The organism is Bordetella sp. MIP270_01_BMS (genome assembly GCF_054958705.1).
In genome coordinates this window covers 3,577,294-3,595,388 of sequence record NZ_CM143297.1, presented here as the reverse complement: position 1 = coordinate 3,595,388, position 18,095 = coordinate 3,577,294, and the positions used below count along the sequence as shown (strand labels likewise).

Sequence of the window (18,095 nt, the reverse complement as noted above, 5' to 3'; positions counted from 1 at the left end):
CCGCGAGCGCGTGACGCGCCGCGCGACCTCTGGCGTGCGCCCGCCCCTCGCCGATGCGTAATCGGGACGGGCACGGCAACGGCGGTCCGCCCCGAAGGCTTCGGCGGCCGCCCGCACATGGCCCAGTCCAAAACTCCGGACTTGGACCTTATCAACTGGACCAGCTTGCGCGATGATGGCCGCCATCGCCCCTCTACAGGAAGTCTGCCATGACCCAACGCCTGGACTACGCCCGCGTGTCACCCGACGGCTATCAGGCCTTTCGCAGCGTATACGCCTATCTGCAGAAATGCGGCCTGCCCCGGGAACTGGTCAACCTGGTTTACCTGCGCGTCTCACAGATCAACGGCTGCGCATACTGCATCGACATGCACTCACGCGACCTGCTCAAGCAGGGGCTGCCGGTCGACAAGCTGGTGCTGGTACCGGCGTGGCGTGAAGCCGGCAAGGTATTCACCCAGCGCGAACAGGCGGCGCTGGCGTGGGCGGAAACGGTGACCAATGTGGCCATGACCGCCGTGCCCGATAAAGACTATGCCGCGGCCGCGCACGAATTCAACGAAAAAGAATTGGCGGATCTCACCTATGCCATAGGCTTGATGAACGCCTTGAACCGCCTGGGCGTGGGCTTCCGGGTGCCGCCGGCAGCCGCCCAGGGCTGAGCCGGACGGACGGGGCGCGCTTTCTCGGGTGCCGGGTCACGATCGCAACGGTATCTTCAGATAACGCAGGCCGTTCGACTCGGGGTCGGGCAGTCGACCCGCACGCAGATTCACCTGCAGCGATGGAAGCAGCAAGGCGGGAGCTGCCAGGGTCGCATCACGCTTCTCGCGCATGCTGACGAATTCGACTTCGGTCACGCCCTCATGCACATGCACGTTGCGCAGGCGCTGCTGTTGCACGGTGCTTTCCCAGGCATAGAAGTCGCGGCCGGGGGCCTTGTAATCATGGCAGGTGAATATCCGGGTGCTCGGCGGCAGGTCCAGCAAGCGGCGTATCGACCGGTACAGTACCCGCGCGTCGCCGCCGGGAAAGTCCGCGCGCGCCGTTCCGTAGTCGGGCATGAACAGCGTGTCGCCCACGAACACTGCATCGCCAATGAGGTAAGAAACGCATGCGGGCGTGTGGCCGGGTGTGTGCAATACGCGCACCGCGAGCGCGCCTATGGAGAATTCCTCACCGTCTTGGTAACGCTCGTCAAACTCTGCGCCCGAACATGACAGATCGGGCAGATTGAACACAGGCTGGAAGAGTTTTTGCACCTCGCTGACGCGAGCGCCGATGCCGACGCGCGCGCCGGTCAGGGCGCGCACGTGCGGCGCCGCGCTCAGGTGATCGGCGTGCACGTGCGTTTCCAGCACTTTGACGATGGTGGCGCCCGCCTCGCGGGCTGCTGCCACCAGGGCGTCGGCCGATCGCGTGGAAAACTCGCCCGATCGATGGTCGTAGTCGAGTACCGGGTCGATGATTGCCGCCAGCCCGCTGTGCGGATCGGTGACCAGATAGCTGACCGTGTTGGTGGCTTCGTCGAAAAAAGCCTGGATCGATGCCGGTTGCGCCATGTCGGACCTCTGCATTCCAACGAGCGTTCTACCTTAACAGGCATTACATCGGCCGTGTACATTCCCCCCGCCGGCGGGATCAGATACCCTGCCCGCCCGACACTTCGATGCGTTGTGCATTGACCCAGCGATTGTCCTCGGATAGCAGGCTTGCGATCATGGGGCCGACGTCGTCCGGAACGCCTACACGGCCCAGCGCCGTCATGGCGGCGAAATGCTGGTTGAATTCCGGTGTATCGCGCACGGCCCCGCCCAGGAAATCTGTTTCGATGGCGCCCGGCGCCACGACATTGACCGCGATGCCGCGGCTTCCCAGTTCTTTGGCCATGTACACCGTCAGGATCTCAACCGCGCCTTTCACGGCGGCGTATGCCGACCACCCCGGGGCGCTGACACGCGTCAGTCCCGACGACAGATTCACGATGCGGCCGCCGTCGGCAATCAGCGGCAGCAGCTTCTGCGTCAGGAAATAGACGCCCTTGAAATGCACATCCACCAGCTTGTCAAAAGCCGCAACGCTCATCTCCGACAGCGGGGCCATATCGCCGTGCCCGGCATTGTTGACCAGATGATCGAAGCGGTCTCGCCCCCAGGTTTGCTGCAAGGCCTCTCTTACCTGCCCGGCAAACGTGTCGAATCCGGCCACCTCGCCCACGTCCAGTCGCAGCGCAATCGCAGTCTGGCCCAGCCGCTCGACCTCGGCCACCAGCTGCAAGGCATCTGCCTCCCGGTTCTGGTAGGTAAAAATCACATCGCCGCCTTTGCGCGCGATACTCAGCACCGCGTTGCGGCCCAGGCCACGGCTGCCGCCGGTAACCAAAGAAATTTTGCTCATGATGAGGCTCCAGGAAGAAGAAAAATGAAGAAAGATCCAACGGGACACATTCTGCGGTTCCTGCCCCTCTAGCCTGTGGCCTGATCCTCGCGAACTTTGGCCTGTTTCTACAAAATATCCGCGCGCCGGGCCGAACCCGCTACGATAAGCGTTGCACAAACGTACCTGGATGGGGAACGCATGAACAACACGCTGCTGCAGGCCGTGCAACGCTATGCCGACGCCCACTCCGGCGCCGCCGCGATGATCCCCACGCCCATTCCCGAACTTGCCGTGGTGCGGGCGGCCAGTCCCAGCGGGCTCGACCACGCGATCTCGAAACCCATGGCGTGCCTGGTCGTACAGGGCCGCAAACAGGTGACGATGGGCGCCCAGACCCACTCGTTCGGCGCGGGCGACTCGCTGCTGATCACCGGCCACGTCCCCACCGTGAGCCAGATCGTCGAAGCCAGCGCCGATCGGCCGTACCTGTCGGTTGTGCTCGAGCTCGACCTGCAGCTGACGGCGCAGCTGGCCATGGAAATGCAGGGCCCGCGCGACCCGCAGGGTCCGGCCGTCAAGGTCGAACCCACGGATATCGAGGTAATTGACGCCGCCCTGCGCCTGATCAGGCTGCTCGAGCGGCCCGCCGCCGTGCCGGTATTGGGAGCGCAGCTGGTCAGAGAGATGCATTACTGGTTGTTGGCAGGCACGCACGGGCGTGCCATACGGCAGCTGGGATGGCCGCAAAGCCACACCCAGCGTGTCGCGCGGGCGGTTGCGCTGATGCGCGCCGAGTACGCCCAGCCTCTCCCCATCGAAAAACTGTCCGACGCCGCAGGCATGAGCCCTTCGGCGTTCTATCAGCATTTCCGGGCGGCCACTTCCTTGTCGCCGCTGCAGTTCCAGAAGCAACTGCGCCTGATCGAGGCCCGGCGCCTCTTGACGGCCGAAGGCCGATCAGCCAGCGACGCCGCCTATTCGGTAGGCTACGAGAGCGTGCAGCAGTTCACACGCGAATATCGCCGGATGTTCGGCCGGCCTCCGGGCAAAGATGCTCAGGCCGTCCGGCGCGACCTGGAAGCCGTGGCGGCCTGACCCGCGCGACGGGCGCGCAAGGCGTTCAGGCCTGCCATGGACGCGTGGAGCCCCGTACCGTGAGCGAGGCCGGGAACCGCGACGCCGACGCCGCTGCCCCTTCAAACTGCGCGCGGCCGTCGATCTGGGCCAGCAATGAACTGATCACATAGGTTCCCATCGCCTGCACGGGAAGCGAGACCGTCGTCAGGCCTTCTCCGACCAGATCGAACCATTCCGGATCGCCGTAGCCCACCAGAGACACATCGGCCGGGGCGGTCAGGCCCAGACTGCGCAGGGCTTTAAGCGCGCCGATGGTCAGGCTGGAACTGCCCACCACCAGCCCGCTGGGCCGATCGGGCCGGCTCATCATCGCGTGTACGGCATGGTGCGCGAATTCAGGGCGTGGCAGGCCGACCGAGATGAAGTCCTGCTTGAGGCCCTTGGACTGCAGCGCAGAGGTGAAGCCGCTCAGGCGGTCGACTCCACAGCTGAAATCCGTCGTGGTGCCCACGTAGCCGATGCGGCGATGGCCGTAGTTGATCAGGTGCATGGTGGCAGCCCGGATCGCCGACGCGTCGTCGATCACCACCGCCTCTTTCTGGATGCCTGGATGTTGCCGGACCAGTTGCGCTGCGCGCATGCCGCCCAGCAGTGCAAGTGTTTCCGGCTTGGGCGCCGCAGTGGGCGTGATGATGATGCCCGCCGCTCGCGAAACCATGAAGGCGCGCAGGTCCTGAAGCTCGCGCTCAGGGTTGTCTTCGGTGACGCTCAACGCAAGCTGCAGGCCTCTTTCGGTGGCGGCGTCACCGACGATCTTGGCGATGGACGCATAGAAACTGTTCTGGATATCGGGAATGATGACGCCCACCACCGGGCTCTGCATGTTCTTCATGTTGCGCGCCGGGCCATTGGGTACGTAGCCCATGGCCTGCGCCAGTTCGCGCACCCGGGCGCGGGTGTCGGCACTGATCTTGGGATGGTCGGCCAGAGCGCGCGAAACGGTGCTGTAGGCCATTCCCAGGCGATTGGCGATGTCTTTGATCGTGACGCTGGCGCCGGCGTTCAGCTTAGCCACGGGTTTGTTCTTCGCTGCCATAACTCGAAACTGTCGATCTCTTCGCGCTGAGCCAATGTGGCGGCGATGTCATCCATTCCGTCCAGAAGAGACTGGCGGCGCCCCGCATCCATCGTGAAATCATAAACCACGCCGTCAGGGCCCTTCACCTGGCTGCGCTCCAGGTCGACTAGCGCGGCAGCACCGTTGCCCTGCAATGCGTGCGCCATCAGGCTCCGCACTTCGTGCTCCTTCAGGATCACGGGCAGCAAGCCATTTTTCAGGCAGTTCTCGTAGAAAATCGGGCCGTAGCTGCAGGCGACGATGGCCCGTATGCCATAGTCCAGATGCGCCCATACGGCGTGTTCGCGAGACGAGCCGCAGCCATAATTGGCGCCCGCGACAATCACTGAAGCGCCGGCATATTCGGGCCGGTTCAGCACGAACCCGGCGGCGGGCTGCCCGTCCTCCTGATAGCGCCACGCGCCAAAAAGGCCCTGGCCCAGGCCCTTGCGCTCAACCGTGACGAGCCAACGCTGCGGCACGATGGCGTCCGTATCCACATTGTCGCGATCGATGGGCAGCATGATTCCATGGTGATTACGAAACGCCTGCATCAGCCGAGCTCCCGGTGATCAATGATGGCGCCGGCGATGGCCGCGGCCGCCGCGCTGGCGGGGCTGGCCAGATGGGTGCGGGCGCCTGGGCCCTGCCGGCCTTCGAAGTTTCGGTTCGAGGTCGATACACAGCGCTCGCCTGCGGCCACCCGGTCGGCGTTCATGCCCACGCACATCGAACACCCCGACTCGCGCCATTCGAAGCCGGCCTCTATGAAGATGCGGTCCAGGCCGAGACTTTCCGCCTGCCGCTTGACCTGCTGCGACCCGGGCACCACCAAGGCCCGCACATCCGGGTGGACACGGCGGCCCCTGATGACCTGCGCGGCGCGCTGCAGATCGGAAAGCCTGCCGTTGGTACAAGAGCCGATGAACACCCGCTGCACGGGCAGCCCGTGTAAAGGCCTGCCCGGCTGCAGTCCCATGTACTCGTACGCGCGCTGAGCCGCCTGCCGCGCGGGCGCGTCCGCCGCGTCCTGGGGCGCCGGAAGGGGCTCATGCGGACCCACGACCTGGCTGGGGTTGGTACCCCAGGTGAACTGCGGCGCATCCACATCGAGCCGCAGGGATTGCTCCACGTCGTACCGCGCATTGTCGTCAGAGCGCACGCTCAGCAACTGCTGCCGCGCATGGGGGTCACCGGCCAGCGCAGGCAGCCGCTGGTCCAGGTATTCCAGCGTTACGGCGTCCGGCGCAATGAAGGCCGTGCGGGCGCCGCACTCGATACCCAGATTGCATAGCGTCATCCGCGCTTCCATCGGCAGGCTGCTGACCAGTTCGCCCGCCAGTTCCAGAAAGCCGACAGCTGCGCCCTGCACGCCCAGCCGGCGCAGCACGTGAAGGGCGAGGTCTTTGGCGCCGAGATCCGGATGCAGCCGGCCGTGCAACGTCAGCCGCATCGATCGCGGTCGGTGCATGACCAGCGTCTGGGTGGCCAGCACATGCTCGACCTCGGAGGTGCCGATGCCCCAGGCCCAGGCGCCAAGCGCCCCCAGCGTGCAGGTATGGCTGTCGCCGCATACCACCGTCATGCCAGGCACGACCAGGCCCAGCTCGGGTGCCGCCACGTGCACAATGCCCTGGTCTGCGTCGCCGATACCATAGTGACGGATGCCGAACCGTTCGGCGTTATTGCGCAAGGCCACAATCATGGCCTTGCCGCCGGGTACGGTTTCGTCGGACCTGCCGGGCTCCGTCGACACAATATGGTCGGCCATGGCATAGGTGCGCTCGGGGCTGCGCACGACCCTGCCGCTATCCACGAGCCCCGCAAACGCCTGCGGGCTCGACAGATCGTGAACCAGATGGCGGTCGATGAAGATGATCGAGCGCCCGTCGGGCGTCTGGCCCACGCGGTGCGCGTCCCATAACTTATCGAACGCCGTCCGGGGTCCGCGCGCCTGGGCCCCGTCAGACTGCGGCTGCGCTCCGAGTCGCTCTTGATGCATACGTTTGCCTCGAATATGAATGTGTTTGTCGGGGCATTTGCTCCTCAAGCTCTTGCCAACCGCCAAGACACATCGTACATTAATGCAAACGTGTGCACTACAAAAACATGACCAGGAGACACCTATGAAGCTGCTTTCCCGACTGAGCTGGGCCCTGAGCGCCGCCGTGGCGGCCACCGCCTGCGCGGTTGCCGCACCCACTTACCCCGACCGGCCAATCCGCCTGATCGTGCCTTTTTCAGCGGGGGGCACCAGCGACGTCCTGGCACGCGCGGTGGGCCAGAAGCTGGCAGAGAAACTCGGACAGCCTGTGGTGGTCGAAAATCGCCCCGGCGCCAACGGCAACATCGGCAGTGATGCCGTGGCAAAGGCGGCGCCCGACGGTTACACGCTGCTGCTGGCCGCCGACGGCACGATGGCCATCAACCCCACGCTGTATCCCGACCTGCCGTTCTCGCCCGAGCGTGATTTCGCGCCGATCAGCCGGGTAGCGGTCGTGCCCCTGGTGATCGTGGCCACGCCGACACTGAAGGCCAACACCATTCCGGAGCTGATCGAGCTGGGCAAAAAGCAGGAGCTGGACTTCGGGTCGGCCGGCGCGGGCAGCATGGGCCATCTGTCCGGCGAACTGCTGGCGTACAAGACCGGGATGAAGCTGGTCCATATCCCGTACAAGGGCGGCAGCCAGGCGGTCGGTGATGTCGTGTCCGGCCAGATCCCGCTGCTCATCACCGCCATGCCGGTCGTGGACGGGCTGATCAAAGACGGCAAGCTGAAGGCCATCGCCATGACCTCGGCGCAACGTTTTGCCGGCACACCCGACACGCCCACTGTGCAGGAAGGAGGCGTCGCGGACTACGACTCGCCGAGTTGGTATGCCCTCATGGCGCCGGCGGGCACCCCCGCGCCCGTGCTCGACAAGCTGCAGGCCGCGCTGGCCGAGATTCTGAACGACCCCGCGATGAAAAAGCGCATGCAGGACCTCGGTGCCATTGCGGTGTCGGACGAGCGCGCGGACTTCGCCAAACGCCTCAGCGCAGACATTGCACGCTGGGCCGAGACCATCAAGGCCACCAACATCAAGATCCAATAGCGCAGGAGCAGCAGTCATGCGTATCACCGCAGTCCGGGAGCTTTCCGTTCCGTTAGAAGGCAATATCGCCAATTCGCTGGTCAACTTCGCGGAGCACACCATCTCGCTGGTGGCTGTCAGCACCGATGTCGTGCGGAACGGGAAACCCGTGGTGGGATATGCGTTCGACTCCATCGGCCGCTACGCACAGTCGGGCCTGCTCAGAGAGCGTTTCATTCCCCGCCTGATGGGCGCCAAGCCGGAAGATCTGCTGGACGCCAGCGGCACACGGTTCGATCCGGCACGCGTGTCGCGCATACTCATGCGCAACGAGAAACCGGGCGGGCACGGCGACCGGGCCGCGGCCGTGGGCGCGCTGGAGCTGGCATTCTGGGACCTGAACGCCAAGCTGGAAGACGAGCCCGCCTGCCATACGCTGGCGCGGGCAGCCGGCCGCACCATCGCCAGCTCGACTCAAGAAGTGCGGGTGCCGGTGTACGCGGCCGGGGGTTATTACTACGCCGACGATGGCATCGAGCGCCTGCAGACAGAGTTCCGCGCCTACCAGGACGCCGGGTTCACCAAGTTCAAGATGAAAATCGGCGGCGCGGCCCTGGCCGACGACATCCGTCGCATTGAAGCGGCGATCGGCGTGGTCGGCGCGGGAAGCGCACTGTCGGTAGACGCCAACGGCCGCTTCGACCTGCACACCGCACTGGCCTACGCCGAGGCCATTGCGCCGTACGACCTGCGCTGGTACGAAGAAATCGGCGATCCCCTGGACTATGATCTGAACCGGCAGGTCGCCCAGGCATATCCGGGTCGTATCGCCACCGGTGAGAACCTGTTTTCGGTGCAGGACGTGAACAACCTGTTGCGTTACGCCGGCATGCGGCCATCGCTGGACGTGTTCCAGATGGATCCGGGCCTCGCGTACGGCATCACCGAGTTCCTGCTCATGGTGAGGGCGCTGGAGGCGCACGGATTTGATCGCAGCCACATGCACCCGCATGGCGGGCATCTCATCAACCTGCACGTGGCCGCCGGGCTGGGCCTCGGGGGATGCGAAGCCTATCCTGGCGTCTTCCAGCCGTTCGGCGGATACGCATCCAGCTGCCGCCTGGGCGACGGTTACGTCAGCCCGACGGACGCGCCGGGCTTCGGCCTGGAGCAGAAAACCGAGCTGGTTCCCTATCTGAAACAACTGAACGCGGGCAATTGACGAGGCACGGCATGAAAATCGCGATAGTGGGTTGCGGGGCAATGGGGTCGGTCTACGCCGGCCTGCTGGGCAGCCGCGACAATGATGTGCTGGTCATCGACCGCTGGCCCGAACACATCCGGGCCATCCAGCAGAATGGGTTGCACATCACTGGCGCCAGCGGCGACAGGCGCGTGCGCGTGCGCGCCTTCGCCGAAGTGCCCGACGAAACGGTCGATCTCGTCATCATCGCCTCGAAAGCGGCCCAGGCGGCCCAGGCGGCCACGCAGGCGCGCGTCCTGCTGCACAGCGGCACCACCGTGCTGACTATCCAGAATGGCCTGGGCAGCGCCGACGATGTGGCCCAGGCGGTCGGCCCCGAACGCCTGGCGGTGGGCATCGCCGCGGCGTTCGGCGCATCGCTGCCCGAACCCGGCCACGTCCATCACAACGGCATGGCAGCCGTGCGCATGGGCGCCTACACCAACCTGGACCCCGGCGCCCTGGAGCGCGTGGTTGCCGCCTGGCAGGACGCCGGTTTCAATGCCGAATCGGTGCGGGACGTCGCCGCCATGCAGTGGGAGAAACTGATCTGCAACGTCGCCTACAGCGCCCCCTGCACCCTCAGCGGCCTGACCGTCGGCCAGGTCATGACCGATCCCAGCATGGCGGGGGTCAGCCAGGCCGCGGCCACCGAAGCCTGGACCATCGCAAAAGCCCGCGGCGTTGCCCTGTCGGTGCAAGATCCCGTCGCGCACATACAGGCGTTCGGCTCACGCATCCCCGACGCCAAACCGTCCGTCATGCTCGACCACGAGCGTGGCAAGGTCAGCGAAATCGATTACATCAATGGCGCCATCCCGAAAGAGGCGGCCAAATGCGGGCAGGCCGCGCCCGTCAACGCAACACTGACCGCCCTGGTCAAGCAGCGTGAGTCGGCCTTCGCGGCAGCGTCGCGGCACTGATCCCTCCTCCATCTAGCGTGCGGCGGGCCCGCGCCGCACCGGCGCGGTACGCTCCATCAATTCGACCACCCAGTCGATGAACGCGCGCAGCTTCGCGCTGACGTGGCGGTTGGGGGCATACGCCAGATACATAGGCATGGGGTCCAGCTGCCAGTCGTCGAACAGGCGAACCAGTTCGCCGCGCTGGACATGCGCCTCGGCCATGTAATCGGGCAACCACAGGATGCCCATGCCGGCCAGCCCTGCGGCGAGATACGCATTGCCGTCATCGACGGCCAGCGCATATCGGCCCTGCACGCTGACGCGCTCGCCTTCCCTGTGCATGGCATACGGCAGCGCCTTGCGCGTGCGCAGCCACAGAAAGCCCACGATGCGGTGGTGGGTGCCCTGCAAATCGCGCGGATGCCCGGGATTACCGGCCAGTTTCAGATAAGCGGGCGCGGCATAAACGCCCAGAGGCAGGTCGCCCACATGCCGGGCCACCAGCGACAGGTTCGTGACGGTCCCGCCGCGCAGCACGCAATCCACATTCTCGTCGACCAGATCCACGACCCGATCGCTGACCCCCATGTGCAGCTGGATATCCGGATACCGGGCATGGAACTCCGGCAATGCCGGAATGAGGATCATGCGTGCCAAGGGGCTGGGCACATCAATTCGCAGCCTGCCGCGCGGCGTGGCGGCGGCCCCGGACAGGCTGGTTTCGGCGTCGTCCATATCCGCCAGCAGGCGTACGACCCGCTCGTAGTACGCCGCGCCATCCGCCGTGACATTCACTTTGCGCGTGGTGCGGTTCAGCAGTCGAACTCGCAGGCGCGCTTCCAGCTGCTGCACCAGCTGAGTCACCGTGGTCTTGCTCATGTGCAGGGTCTGCGCCGCCTTGGTAAAGCTGCCGGTTTCCACCACCCGGGCAAACGCCTGCATCGCGTCGATACGGTCCATCGCTGGGCTCCGGTTTCAGGATTGTTTGCATTTTACAAACAGTGCGGATCGAGCTTGCCCGTTTATCAGGAGGCCGTGCGCCGATAGAGTACCAATCATCGATCAACCTGAAGGGCCTGCGGGTCCGCCAAGAGGTGCTTTCATGCCCAAACGTGATGTTGTTTTCCCCCCAGACCGCCACGCGCTCTACGAACGCCACCGCTATTCGCCGGCCGTGCGGTCCAACGGCTTTCTCTTTGTGTCGGGCCAGGTGGGCAGCCGGGCCGACGGGTCTCCCGAGCCGGATCTGCAGGAACAGGTGCGCCTCGCCTTCAAGAATCTGAACGCGATTCTTCACGAAGCGGGCACGTCCTTCGACGAAGTGGTCGACGTCACCGTATTCATGGTCGACCCCGATTCGAAATTCGAAGCCATCTGGCAAACCGTCCAGGATTATTGGGGCGAGGCTCCGTACCCGAACGTGACGGCCGTGGGCGTGACGTGGCTGTCGGGTTTCGATTTCGAGATCAAGGTCATCGCCAAAGTGCCTCAGGACTGAGCGGCTTCTGCCCGGCGTCAGACTGCGGGCCGCCGCCCGCTGCGGCCTTGCGCCTTCATTTCCCACAAGGCATCGAGCACATGCTGGGTGGCGCGCTCGGCCGGCTGCGCACGATACGCCAGACCCAGCTCGCGCCAGACGGCAGGCCGCAACGGGCGCGTGGCGATGCGCGCATCCCAGTCGGGCGCGCCAGCTTCGTGCGGCAACAGCGCCGCGCCATAGCCTGCCGCAACCAGGCTTTTGATGGCATCGTTGAAGTTCAATTCGATGCGGGGCACCCCTCGCACGCCGCCCTGGGCAAACCATTCAGCAGTCAGCCGGGACAGCCGCGTGCTGGCGTCGTTCAGGATCAACGGCCGGCCGGCCAGCCATCCGGGGGTGATCTGCGCCGGCGCCGGCCAATCGGCCGGCAGGAATGCCAGTACGGGATCGCGGCGCCATGGACGGATGGTCAGTCCGGCCACGGCGGCCTGCGGCAGTGCCACCAGCCCGATGTCGAGCTTGCCCTGGGATAGCCGCATCAGCGTTTCCTGCGAGGTCAGTACGGCGACCTGCACGTCGATATCCGGATGCCGTGCACGCAGGCGCTCCAGCGCCCGGGGAAGCAAGTGTGCAATGGCGCCCGTGGACGCCCCAAGTCGCACCCGGCCGGCCAGGCCCTGCACCTGCCGTCCCACGTCGTCCAGCGTCGATTCCACCTCGGCCAGCAGCCGCCGGGCCCGCTCGATCAGCGTATCGCCCACCGCGGTAGGCCGCACATTGCCCCGCTGGCGCGTCAGCAGCGAAGCGCCAACCCGGCGTTCCAGTTCCGCGATGTGCAGGCTGACCGTGGGCGGCGCCAGATGCAGTTGTTTCGCGGCCGCTGCGAACGATCCCAGGTCGGCGATGGCCAGCAAGGTGCGTAGCCGGTCCAGGCTGATTTCGCGCATGGCGCCCTCTGTTCAGTTTTCATGAATTACACAATCAGTGAATTCAACTTTTCTTATTTTAGAACGGCGCACATCATAGAGGCGATATCTTTCCCATACTGAACCTCATCATGACAGCTCCTGTTGTTTTCATCGACGGCGACCAGGGCACCACCGGCCTGCAGATCCATGAGCGGCTCCGCGGGCGTGCCGATCTGCAGTTGCTTACGCTGCCGGCCTCCGAGCGCAAAGACGCCCGGCGGCGCGGGCAGGCCATCAACGCCAGCGATATCGCCATTCTTTGCCTGCCCGACGACGCTGCTCGCGAGGCGGTAGGCTTGATCCAGAATCCACGGGTGCGCGTCATTGACGCCAGTTCCGCGCATCGCACGCAGAATGGCTGGGTGTACGGATTTGCCGAGATGGCGCCAGACCAGGCTCAACGGATCGCCACCGCAAAGCGGGTGACGAATCCCGGCTGCTATCCCACCGGCGCCATTGCCCTGTTGCGCCCCCTGGTGGCGGCGGGAATGCTGCCCGCCGGCTACCCCTTGGCCATCCATGCCATTTCCGGTTATTCAGGCGGCGGGCGCGCCGCTATCGAAGCACACGAGTCGGCCGCCACGCCTGCCGTCGCGCCCTCGCAGGTCTACGGCCTGGCGCTGGAACACAAGCACACGCCGGAAATACAGGCCCATGCCGGGCTGGCGCATCGCCCCCTGTTCGTGCCGGCCTACGGCGCCTACCGGCAGGGCATCGTGCTCACCATCGCCATCGATCTGCGCCTGCTGCCGGGCAACGCCAGTGGCCCTTCCTTGCACGCCTGCCTGGAGCACCACTACGCCGGCCAGGCCCATGTGAAGGTGATTCCGCTGGCCCAGGCGCAGGCCATGACCCAGCTCGACCCTCAGGCACTGAACGGCACCAACGACCTGCACCTGGGCGTGTTCGCCAATGAGGGGCATGGCCAGGTGCTGCTGGCCGCGGTGTTCGACAATCTGGGCAAGGGCGCCTCAGGCGCGGCCGTGCAGAACCTGGACCTGATGCTGGCGCACTGACCCGGCTGCGGCCCCACGCGCCTCGCCCCCGGGCCGTTGCATTACACCGCGGGTATGATCCTGCGGTCCTGCAGCACCTTCAGCCAGTGCTTCACGCACTGCTCCGTGTCGTACACCTGGTTGAAACCCGCCTGCTTGATCTTCACCGTGCTGACAAAGGCCGGGGCCGGTGCGGCCTTCAACCCGTACCCGAACCGGGCGTCCGCCGAATAGTGCGACTGGCCCAGCAACTGGTCCATGCTCAGCGGCCGCAGCCCGTACTTCTGCACAATCCCCTGCCACTGGCCGGCGCAGCTGGGCAGGAACTCTGCCAGGCTCAGGGGCTGGTCCGGACCGGGCTCGACGTGCAGGAATTCGCCCAGCGCCGGCCACAGGTCGTGCCAGCTGAATACTTCGCCATTGGTCAGGTTGTAGTGTTCCCCCCAGCTGCGCGGATGCTCGGCGGTCCAGACGGCTGCATCGCCGATGAGCCTGGCGTCCACGGCCTCGCGTGGATACGGCACGTGGCCCGGATAGCTGAACGGCCGCCCCGCTTCCCGACATAGCGTGGCATAAATGCCGATCACCGGAATGGTGTTCATTGCGACGCCGATGTTCGGACCCAGCACAATGGTCGGGCGGAATATCGTCCATCCGAATCCGAGCGCCTGCGCCTGCTCGCGAAGATAGTCTTCCTGGAACCAGTATGAATTCGGGTGGTCGTCGCGAGGTTCGCGCTCGCGCGCGGGGATGCGGATCGGATGCAGGTGCACCCCGTAAGCCTTGGTGCCTTGCAGCAAGGTAACGTGCTGCAGGCCGCCTGCATCCGCCAGCGGCTCGATCACGTTCTTGATCATCGCCAGGTTGGTGGACATCTGTTCCGGATCCCGCCAGCCCGAAATCAGCGTGGGCTTCTCGTACACCGCTGCATAGACCACATGAGTCACCTGCGGCATCGAAGCAAAGGCGGCGCGGCACGCCTCGGTGTCCTGCAGATCGACCGCCAGGTGCGTGAACGGCCTCTTGCTGAACACTTCCGGCCGCCGCCGCGACACGGCGATCACCTGCCATCCCGCATTCAGGAATGCGTCGACGGCGGCGGTACCGACCAGGCCGCTGGCCCCAGTGATAAGTACGGTGCGCGACATGTTGGCGTCAGTCCATCACGAGATTGATCTGCTTGAACAGTTCCTTGAAGCGTGCATGTTCGTCCGACATGCGCTTGCCGAAGTCTGCCCGCGTATCCGACGCCGCCACGATTCCCAGGTTGGTGAACCTTTCCTGCACCTCGGGGGTGGCGACGGCCTTGTTGATCTCGTCATGCAGTCGTTCCAGGATGTCGTCGGGCGTCCCCGCCGGCGCGACAATTCCGTACCAGGCCACACTCTCGGCGCCCGGCAGCCCAGCCTCGGCCACGGTGGGCACGTCGGGCAGCAGCGCAGACCGCTTCGTGTCCGCCACGGCGATTGCGCGCAACTGCCCGGACTTCACAAATGAAAGAATGGGCGGCACACCGCTGATCACCATCGAGGTGCGCCCGCCCAGCGTGTCGGTTATCGCTTCGCTGTTGCCCTTGTAGGGCACATGCAGGATCGTCGCGCCCGACAGGTGCTGGAACATCTCGCCCGCGATGTGGCCGCTGGTGCCCATGCCTGCCGACGCATAACTCACCTTGTCCGGGTTGGCCTTGCTGTAGGCGATGAGTTCCTGCAGGTTCTTCACCGGCAGCGACGGATTCACCAGAATGACGTTCGGGCCGGTGGCCACCAGGGCGACCGGCGCCAGGTCCTTCATCGAGTCGTAAGGCATCTTCGCCCGCGCATTCGGGTTCACCGTAATGGGGCCGGCCGAGGCAAAACCGATGGTGTAGCCGTCTTTGTCGGCCTTGGCGACGAAGTCGGTGCCCAGGTCGCCGCCGGCGCCCGGCTTGTTCTCCACGATGACGGGTTGCCCCAGCTGCTCGGACAGCGGCTTCGCGATCAGGCGGGCAATGATGTCGATCGAACTGCCCGGGCCGTAGGTGGCGATCAACCGTACGGGCTTGGCAGGCCATGCGGGGGCCGATTGCGCCGCGGTGGTCGCCGCCAGCCCGAAAGCCAGTCCGGCAATGATGCGCTTCAGCTTCATGAGGTGTCTCCTGTAAGGATGTAGGTCTTAATCGATATGGGAATACATCTGCCTGCCCGGGTGCGGAAGCCGGGCTCGCAGAATGACGCCCTGCTCGGCTTCCGTGATGTACAGGCTGCGGCGGTCGGGCCCGCCGAAGGCCACATTGGTCGTGCGCAGGCCGGCGCAGGAACGGATCCGATACAGCGGTTCACCCAGCGGACTGAATAGCCACACCGTGCCGGCCTGGGCGTGCACGACGGCCAGGTTCCCCGCTTCGTCCAGCGCCAGTCCGTCAGGCCCGGCCGTGCTGCCGGAAAGCTGAATGAAGCGGCTGGCCTTTTTCATGGTGCCGTCGGGTTCCAGCCGCAAGGCGTAGATCGCGTTGTCGTGGGTAATGGCCACGTACAGCACATTCTCGGATTTGTTGAGCACCAGTCCGTTCGGTCCGGCCAGGCCGTCCATCAGCAGGTCAACGGTCTTGCCATCGGCGCGCAACCGAAATACGCGTCCCGACGGGTTGTTCAGGGCGCTTTCGCCCTGGTCAGTGAAATAAAGATCGCCGTTGGAAGCGAAGAACAAGTCATTGAGGCCCCGCAGCGCCTCGCGCTGCACATGGCCCAGGTACGGCCGTATGGTGCGCGCCTGCGGGTCCAGCAACATCAGGCCATGCAGGTGGTCAGCGACGAAAATGCGTCCGTCCTGGTGGATCTTCAGGCCATTGGGTTCGCCCTCGTAACTGATCACCACCTCGAAACGGCCGTCCGGGTCGACTCGCAGGACGCGCCCGTGAGCCAGGTCGACGCACCACAGATTCCCGTCCCTGTCGAAGGCCGGGCCTTCCAGGAACGAATGCATCTGTGCGTGGCGTGCCGCAAGCCAGGTAGAGGGCTGCTCGGTCAGGTACAAGGATTCAGGCAGGCGGGCGAATACTTCCGTCTGCAGCAATTCTGCCGGGGGATACATAGATGCCTCTCAAGCCTGCGCGCTGTCGCCGGGCAGCTCTATGCCCAGCATCAGTGCGCTCAGCGACTTGCCATGGGGGTCCAGGCGCAACGATCGCGTCACGCCGCCCGCCAGCACATTGGGAATGACGAAATTCAGCGCCATCAGGCTTTCCACCTCGTAGCGCCTTACGGAAACGGCGCCAAGGTGCGCATACGCCCGCGCTACCAGGTCGGCAGTGAGCAAACGCCGCAGGACCTGCCATCCGGCCTCGTCATAGGCAATGACGGCGATGCTGGAAGTGTTGCCCTTGTCGCCCGCGCGAGCGTGCGCCAGATCGTAAACCAGGGTGCCCATGGCTATGCTCCTACCGTCGCGACTTCCGGCCGCACCCAATCGCGGGGTATCAGCACCGCGTCCACGGCGATGATTTCTTTGGCGCCCAGGTTCACCGGGCCTCCGGCGCCGTACGGCCCCTGCATGTTCAACTGCCGCACGTGGTCGCCGAGCAGATGCGCGCTCTTTTTGTCGGGGCAGCGCGCGGCGACGCGCAAGCGCACTTCATAGGGCTGGCTGGCAAGCGCGGCTGCGTGGCTGCCGTGCAGGCTGCTGAGCCCGATCAGGTCCACCTGGAACTCGCTCGCCACGCCCCCATCCCGCAGGAAGCGCTCTTTCACAATGTCGGCGGCGAGTTGCGCGCGGGCGATGGCGTTCACGCCGGCGTAGGCGACCTCGCCCGTGCCGATCCAGCCATCGAAATACCCCACCACGACTTTGTAGCTGTCGGTGCGAGGACGGGCCCGCATGCCGCGCACCGCCACGCGATCGGGCGTTTGCGCCTCAAACTTCAGCCCTTGCAGGGACAGCACGCAGTCCGGGGTGATATAGGCATCGGGGTCGTGGATCTCGTACAAGGCCTGTTCCGTACAGGTCATGCGGTCCAGTCGCCCTCCGGAACCTTCCGGTTTGCCGATGAACAGCTCGCCGTCGCTGTAGAGATCGGCGTAGGGATAAGGCAGCTCGGCCAGCCGCGGCACGTCTTTCTTGCCGGGGTCGGCAAAGTAGCCACCGGTGACCTGCGCCGAGCATTCCAGCAGATGACCCATCATGGTGCCAGCCGCCAGGCGCGGCAAGTCGTCGTACGACCATCCATGGTGATGCAGCGCCACTCCCACGAACAGCGATGGGTCGGCCACCCGTCCCGTCATCACCACCTGCGCTCCGGTGGCCAGTGCCTCGCGCACGATGTCGGCGCCCAGGTAGGCATTGGCCGAAGCCAGCCGAGGCAGTAAGTCTTCCAACGGCCGGCCGCTGTCCAGCAATTGCAATTCCGGATGCACGCGCACGCGCTCGATGACGTCGTCACCCACTACAGCGGCGCACCGCAAATCGTTCCAGCCCAACGCCTTGCCGATATCCCGGGCGGCCTCGGCCGCGCCCACCGGGTTGGCCGCGCCCATATTGGACACGAGCCGCACGCCATTCTGCTGGCACAACGGCAGGAAGGCGCGCATGCGTTCTTCCAGCATGGGGTTGTATCCGCGCGCGCCATCATGCTGGCGCGACAACGTCTCGCGGGCGATCGTGCGCTCGGCCAGGCACTCGCAAACCAGATAGTCCAGCTCGCAGTCCTGCAGCAGTTGCAGGGCCGGGCCGATTCTGTCGTCGGCCATGCCGGCTCCGACGCCTATGCGCAACCGGTTGCGCGACTCATTCATGCAGGGTCCCCCTCGATGCCCAGCCGCCATGGCCGGGCCGCCGCACGCCGGCGGGGCCGACGGCTTGATCCACCCCGGCAGTATGCGC

At 65.3% G+C, this 18,095-nt stretch carries 19 protein-coding genes; 7 read left to right on the top strand and 12 right to left on the bottom strand.

From position 1 onward, the window contains the following. The first annotated feature begins 209 nt into the window (after nt 1-209). The gene (locus ACV17W_RS16915; RefSeq protein WP_462593499.1) at nt 210-662 is read left to right on the top strand and encodes a carboxymuconolactone decarboxylase family protein; all 453 of its coding nucleotides are present in this window, start codon (nt 210-212) and stop codon (nt 660-662) included. Between the two features lie 36 nt (nt 663-698). On the opposite strand, the gene ACV17W_RS16910 is transcribed toward ACV17W_RS16915, so the two are convergent. Both ACV17W_RS16910 and ACV17W_RS16905 read right to left on the bottom strand, forming a co-directional pair. Then, the gene (locus ACV17W_RS16910; RefSeq protein WP_462593498.1) at nt 699-1,562 is read right to left on the bottom strand and encodes an MBL fold metallo-hydrolase; all 864 of its coding nucleotides are present in this window, start codon (nt 1,560-1,562) and stop codon (nt 699-701) included. A 79-nt stretch (nt 1,563-1,641) separates the two neighbouring features. After that, the gene (locus ACV17W_RS16905) at nt 1,642-2,397 is read right to left on the bottom strand and encodes an SDR family NAD(P)-dependent oxidoreductase (protein WP_462593497.1); all 756 of its coding nucleotides are present in this window, start codon (nt 2,395-2,397) and stop codon (nt 1,642-1,644) included. A gap of 180 nt (nt 2,398-2,577) precedes the next feature. Here ACV17W_RS16905 and ACV17W_RS16900 point away from each other — a divergent pair, with 180 nt between their 5' ends. Further along, nucleotides 2,578-3,474 carry an AraC family transcriptional regulator gene (locus ACV17W_RS16900; RefSeq protein ID WP_462593496.1) on the top strand — a complete coding sequence of 299 codons (897 nt, stop codon included), beginning with the start codon at nt 2,578-2,580 and terminating at the stop codon, nt 3,472-3,474. A gap of 25 nt (nt 3,475-3,499) precedes the next feature. Here ACV17W_RS16900 and ACV17W_RS16895 read toward each other — a convergent pair whose 3' ends face one another. From ACV17W_RS16895 to leuC, 3 genes are read right to left on the bottom strand one after another with little or no spacing between them, the layout of a single operon-like run. Beyond that, complete coding sequence (locus ACV17W_RS16895) at nt 3,500-4,531, bottom strand: LacI family DNA-binding transcriptional regulator (protein WP_462593495.1); 1,032 nt, start codon at nt 4,529-4,531, stop codon at nt 3,500-3,502. Continuing rightward, entirely contained in the window at nt 4,519-5,127 is a 609-nt protein-coding gene (leuD, locus tag ACV17W_RS16890) for a 3-isopropylmalate dehydratase small subunit (protein WP_462593494.1), read from the bottom strand. Before leuD ends, ACV17W_RS16895 begins: the two co-directional genes overlap by 13 nt. Further along, entirely contained in the window at nt 5,127-6,575 is a 1,449-nt protein-coding gene (gene leuC / locus ACV17W_RS16885; protein ID WP_462593493.1) for a 3-isopropylmalate dehydratase large subunit, read from the bottom strand. The genes leuD and leuC overlap by 1 nt, the downstream gene beginning before the upstream one ends. A 124-nt stretch (nt 6,576-6,699) precedes the next feature. Here leuC and ACV17W_RS16880 point away from each other — a divergent pair, with 124 nt between their 5' ends. The 3 genes from ACV17W_RS16880 to ACV17W_RS16870 are packed head-to-tail and all read left to right on the top strand — an operon-like array spanning nt 6,700 to nt 9,813. Beyond that, nucleotides 6,700-7,668 (top strand): Bug family tripartite tricarboxylate transporter substrate binding protein, encoded by a 969-nt coding sequence (locus ACV17W_RS16880; protein ID WP_462593492.1) that lies wholly within the window; start codon nt 6,700-6,702, stop codon nt 7,666-7,668. A gap of 16 nt (nt 7,669-7,684) precedes the next feature. Next, nucleotides 7,685-8,869, top strand: a complete 1,185-nt coding sequence (locus ACV17W_RS16875) for a mandelate racemase/muconate lactonizing enzyme family protein (RefSeq protein ID WP_462593491.1) — start codon at nt 7,685-7,687, stop codon at nt 8,867-8,869. An 11-nt stretch (nt 8,870-8,880) separates the two neighbouring features. Beyond that, on the top strand, nt 8,881-9,813 hold the full coding sequence (locus tag ACV17W_RS16870; protein WP_462593490.1) for a ketopantoate reductase family protein: 933 nt from the start codon (nt 8,881-8,883) through the stop codon (nt 9,811-9,813). 12 nt (nt 9,814-9,825) lie between these two features. Here the strand turns inward: ACV17W_RS16870 and ACV17W_RS16865 are convergent, their stop codons facing one another. Further along, nucleotides 9,826-10,755 (bottom strand): LysR family transcriptional regulator, encoded by a 930-nt coding sequence (locus ACV17W_RS16865; RefSeq protein ID WP_462593489.1) that lies wholly within the window; start codon nt 10,753-10,755, stop codon nt 9,826-9,828. A 142-nt stretch (nt 10,756-10,897) separates the two neighbouring features. On the opposite strand from ACV17W_RS16865, the gene ACV17W_RS16860 reads away from it, so the two are divergent. Next, nucleotides 10,898-11,293 (top strand): RidA family protein, encoded by a 396-nt coding sequence (locus ACV17W_RS16860; RefSeq protein WP_462593488.1) that lies wholly within the window; start codon nt 10,898-10,900, stop codon nt 11,291-11,293. Between the two features lie 17 nt (nt 11,294-11,310). Here ACV17W_RS16860 and ACV17W_RS16855 read toward each other — a convergent pair whose 3' ends face one another. Then, nucleotides 11,311-12,222 carry a LysR family transcriptional regulator gene (locus ACV17W_RS16855; protein WP_462593487.1) on the bottom strand — a complete coding sequence of 304 codons (912 nt, stop codon included), beginning with the start codon at nt 12,220-12,222 and terminating at the stop codon, nt 11,311-11,313. A 110-nt stretch (nt 12,223-12,332) separates the two neighbouring features. Between ACV17W_RS16855 and argC the strand changes: the two genes are divergently transcribed. Then, the gene (gene argC, locus ACV17W_RS16850; protein WP_462593486.1) at nt 12,333-13,259 is read left to right on the top strand and encodes an N-acetyl-gamma-glutamyl-phosphate reductase; all 927 of its coding nucleotides are present in this window, start codon (nt 12,333-12,335) and stop codon (nt 13,257-13,259) included. A 41-nt stretch (nt 13,260-13,300) separates the two neighbouring features. Here argC and ACV17W_RS16845 read toward each other — a convergent pair whose 3' ends face one another. The 5 genes from ACV17W_RS16845 to ACV17W_RS16825 are packed head-to-tail and all read right to left on the bottom strand — an operon-like array spanning nt 13,301 to nt 18,007. Further along, the gene (locus tag ACV17W_RS16845) at nt 13,301-14,386 is read right to left on the bottom strand and encodes an SDR family oxidoreductase (protein WP_462593485.1); all 1,086 of its coding nucleotides are present in this window, start codon (nt 14,384-14,386) and stop codon (nt 13,301-13,303) included. Between the two features lie 7 nt (nt 14,387-14,393). Beyond that, nucleotides 14,394-15,365 (bottom strand): Bug family tripartite tricarboxylate transporter substrate binding protein, encoded by a 972-nt coding sequence (locus ACV17W_RS16840; RefSeq protein WP_462593484.1) that lies wholly within the window; start codon nt 15,363-15,365, stop codon nt 14,394-14,396. A gap of 27 nt (nt 15,366-15,392) precedes the next feature. Continuing rightward, on the bottom strand, nt 15,393-16,310 hold the full coding sequence (locus ACV17W_RS16835) for an SMP-30/gluconolactonase/LRE family protein (RefSeq protein WP_462593483.1): 918 nt from the start codon (nt 16,308-16,310) through the stop codon (nt 15,393-15,395). A gap of 9 nt (nt 16,311-16,319) precedes the next feature. Then, nucleotides 16,320-16,646: an AtuA-related protein gene (locus tag ACV17W_RS16830; RefSeq protein ID WP_462593482.1), complete on the bottom strand. Its 327-nt coding sequence runs from the start codon at nt 16,644-16,646 to the stop codon at nt 16,320-16,322. Between the two features lie 2 nt (nt 16,647-16,648). Beyond that, complete coding sequence (locus tag ACV17W_RS16825; RefSeq protein WP_462593481.1) at nt 16,649-18,007, bottom strand: acyclic terpene utilization AtuA family protein; 1,359 nt, start codon at nt 18,005-18,007, stop codon at nt 16,649-16,651. Nucleotides 18,008-18,095 lie beyond the last annotated feature (88 nt).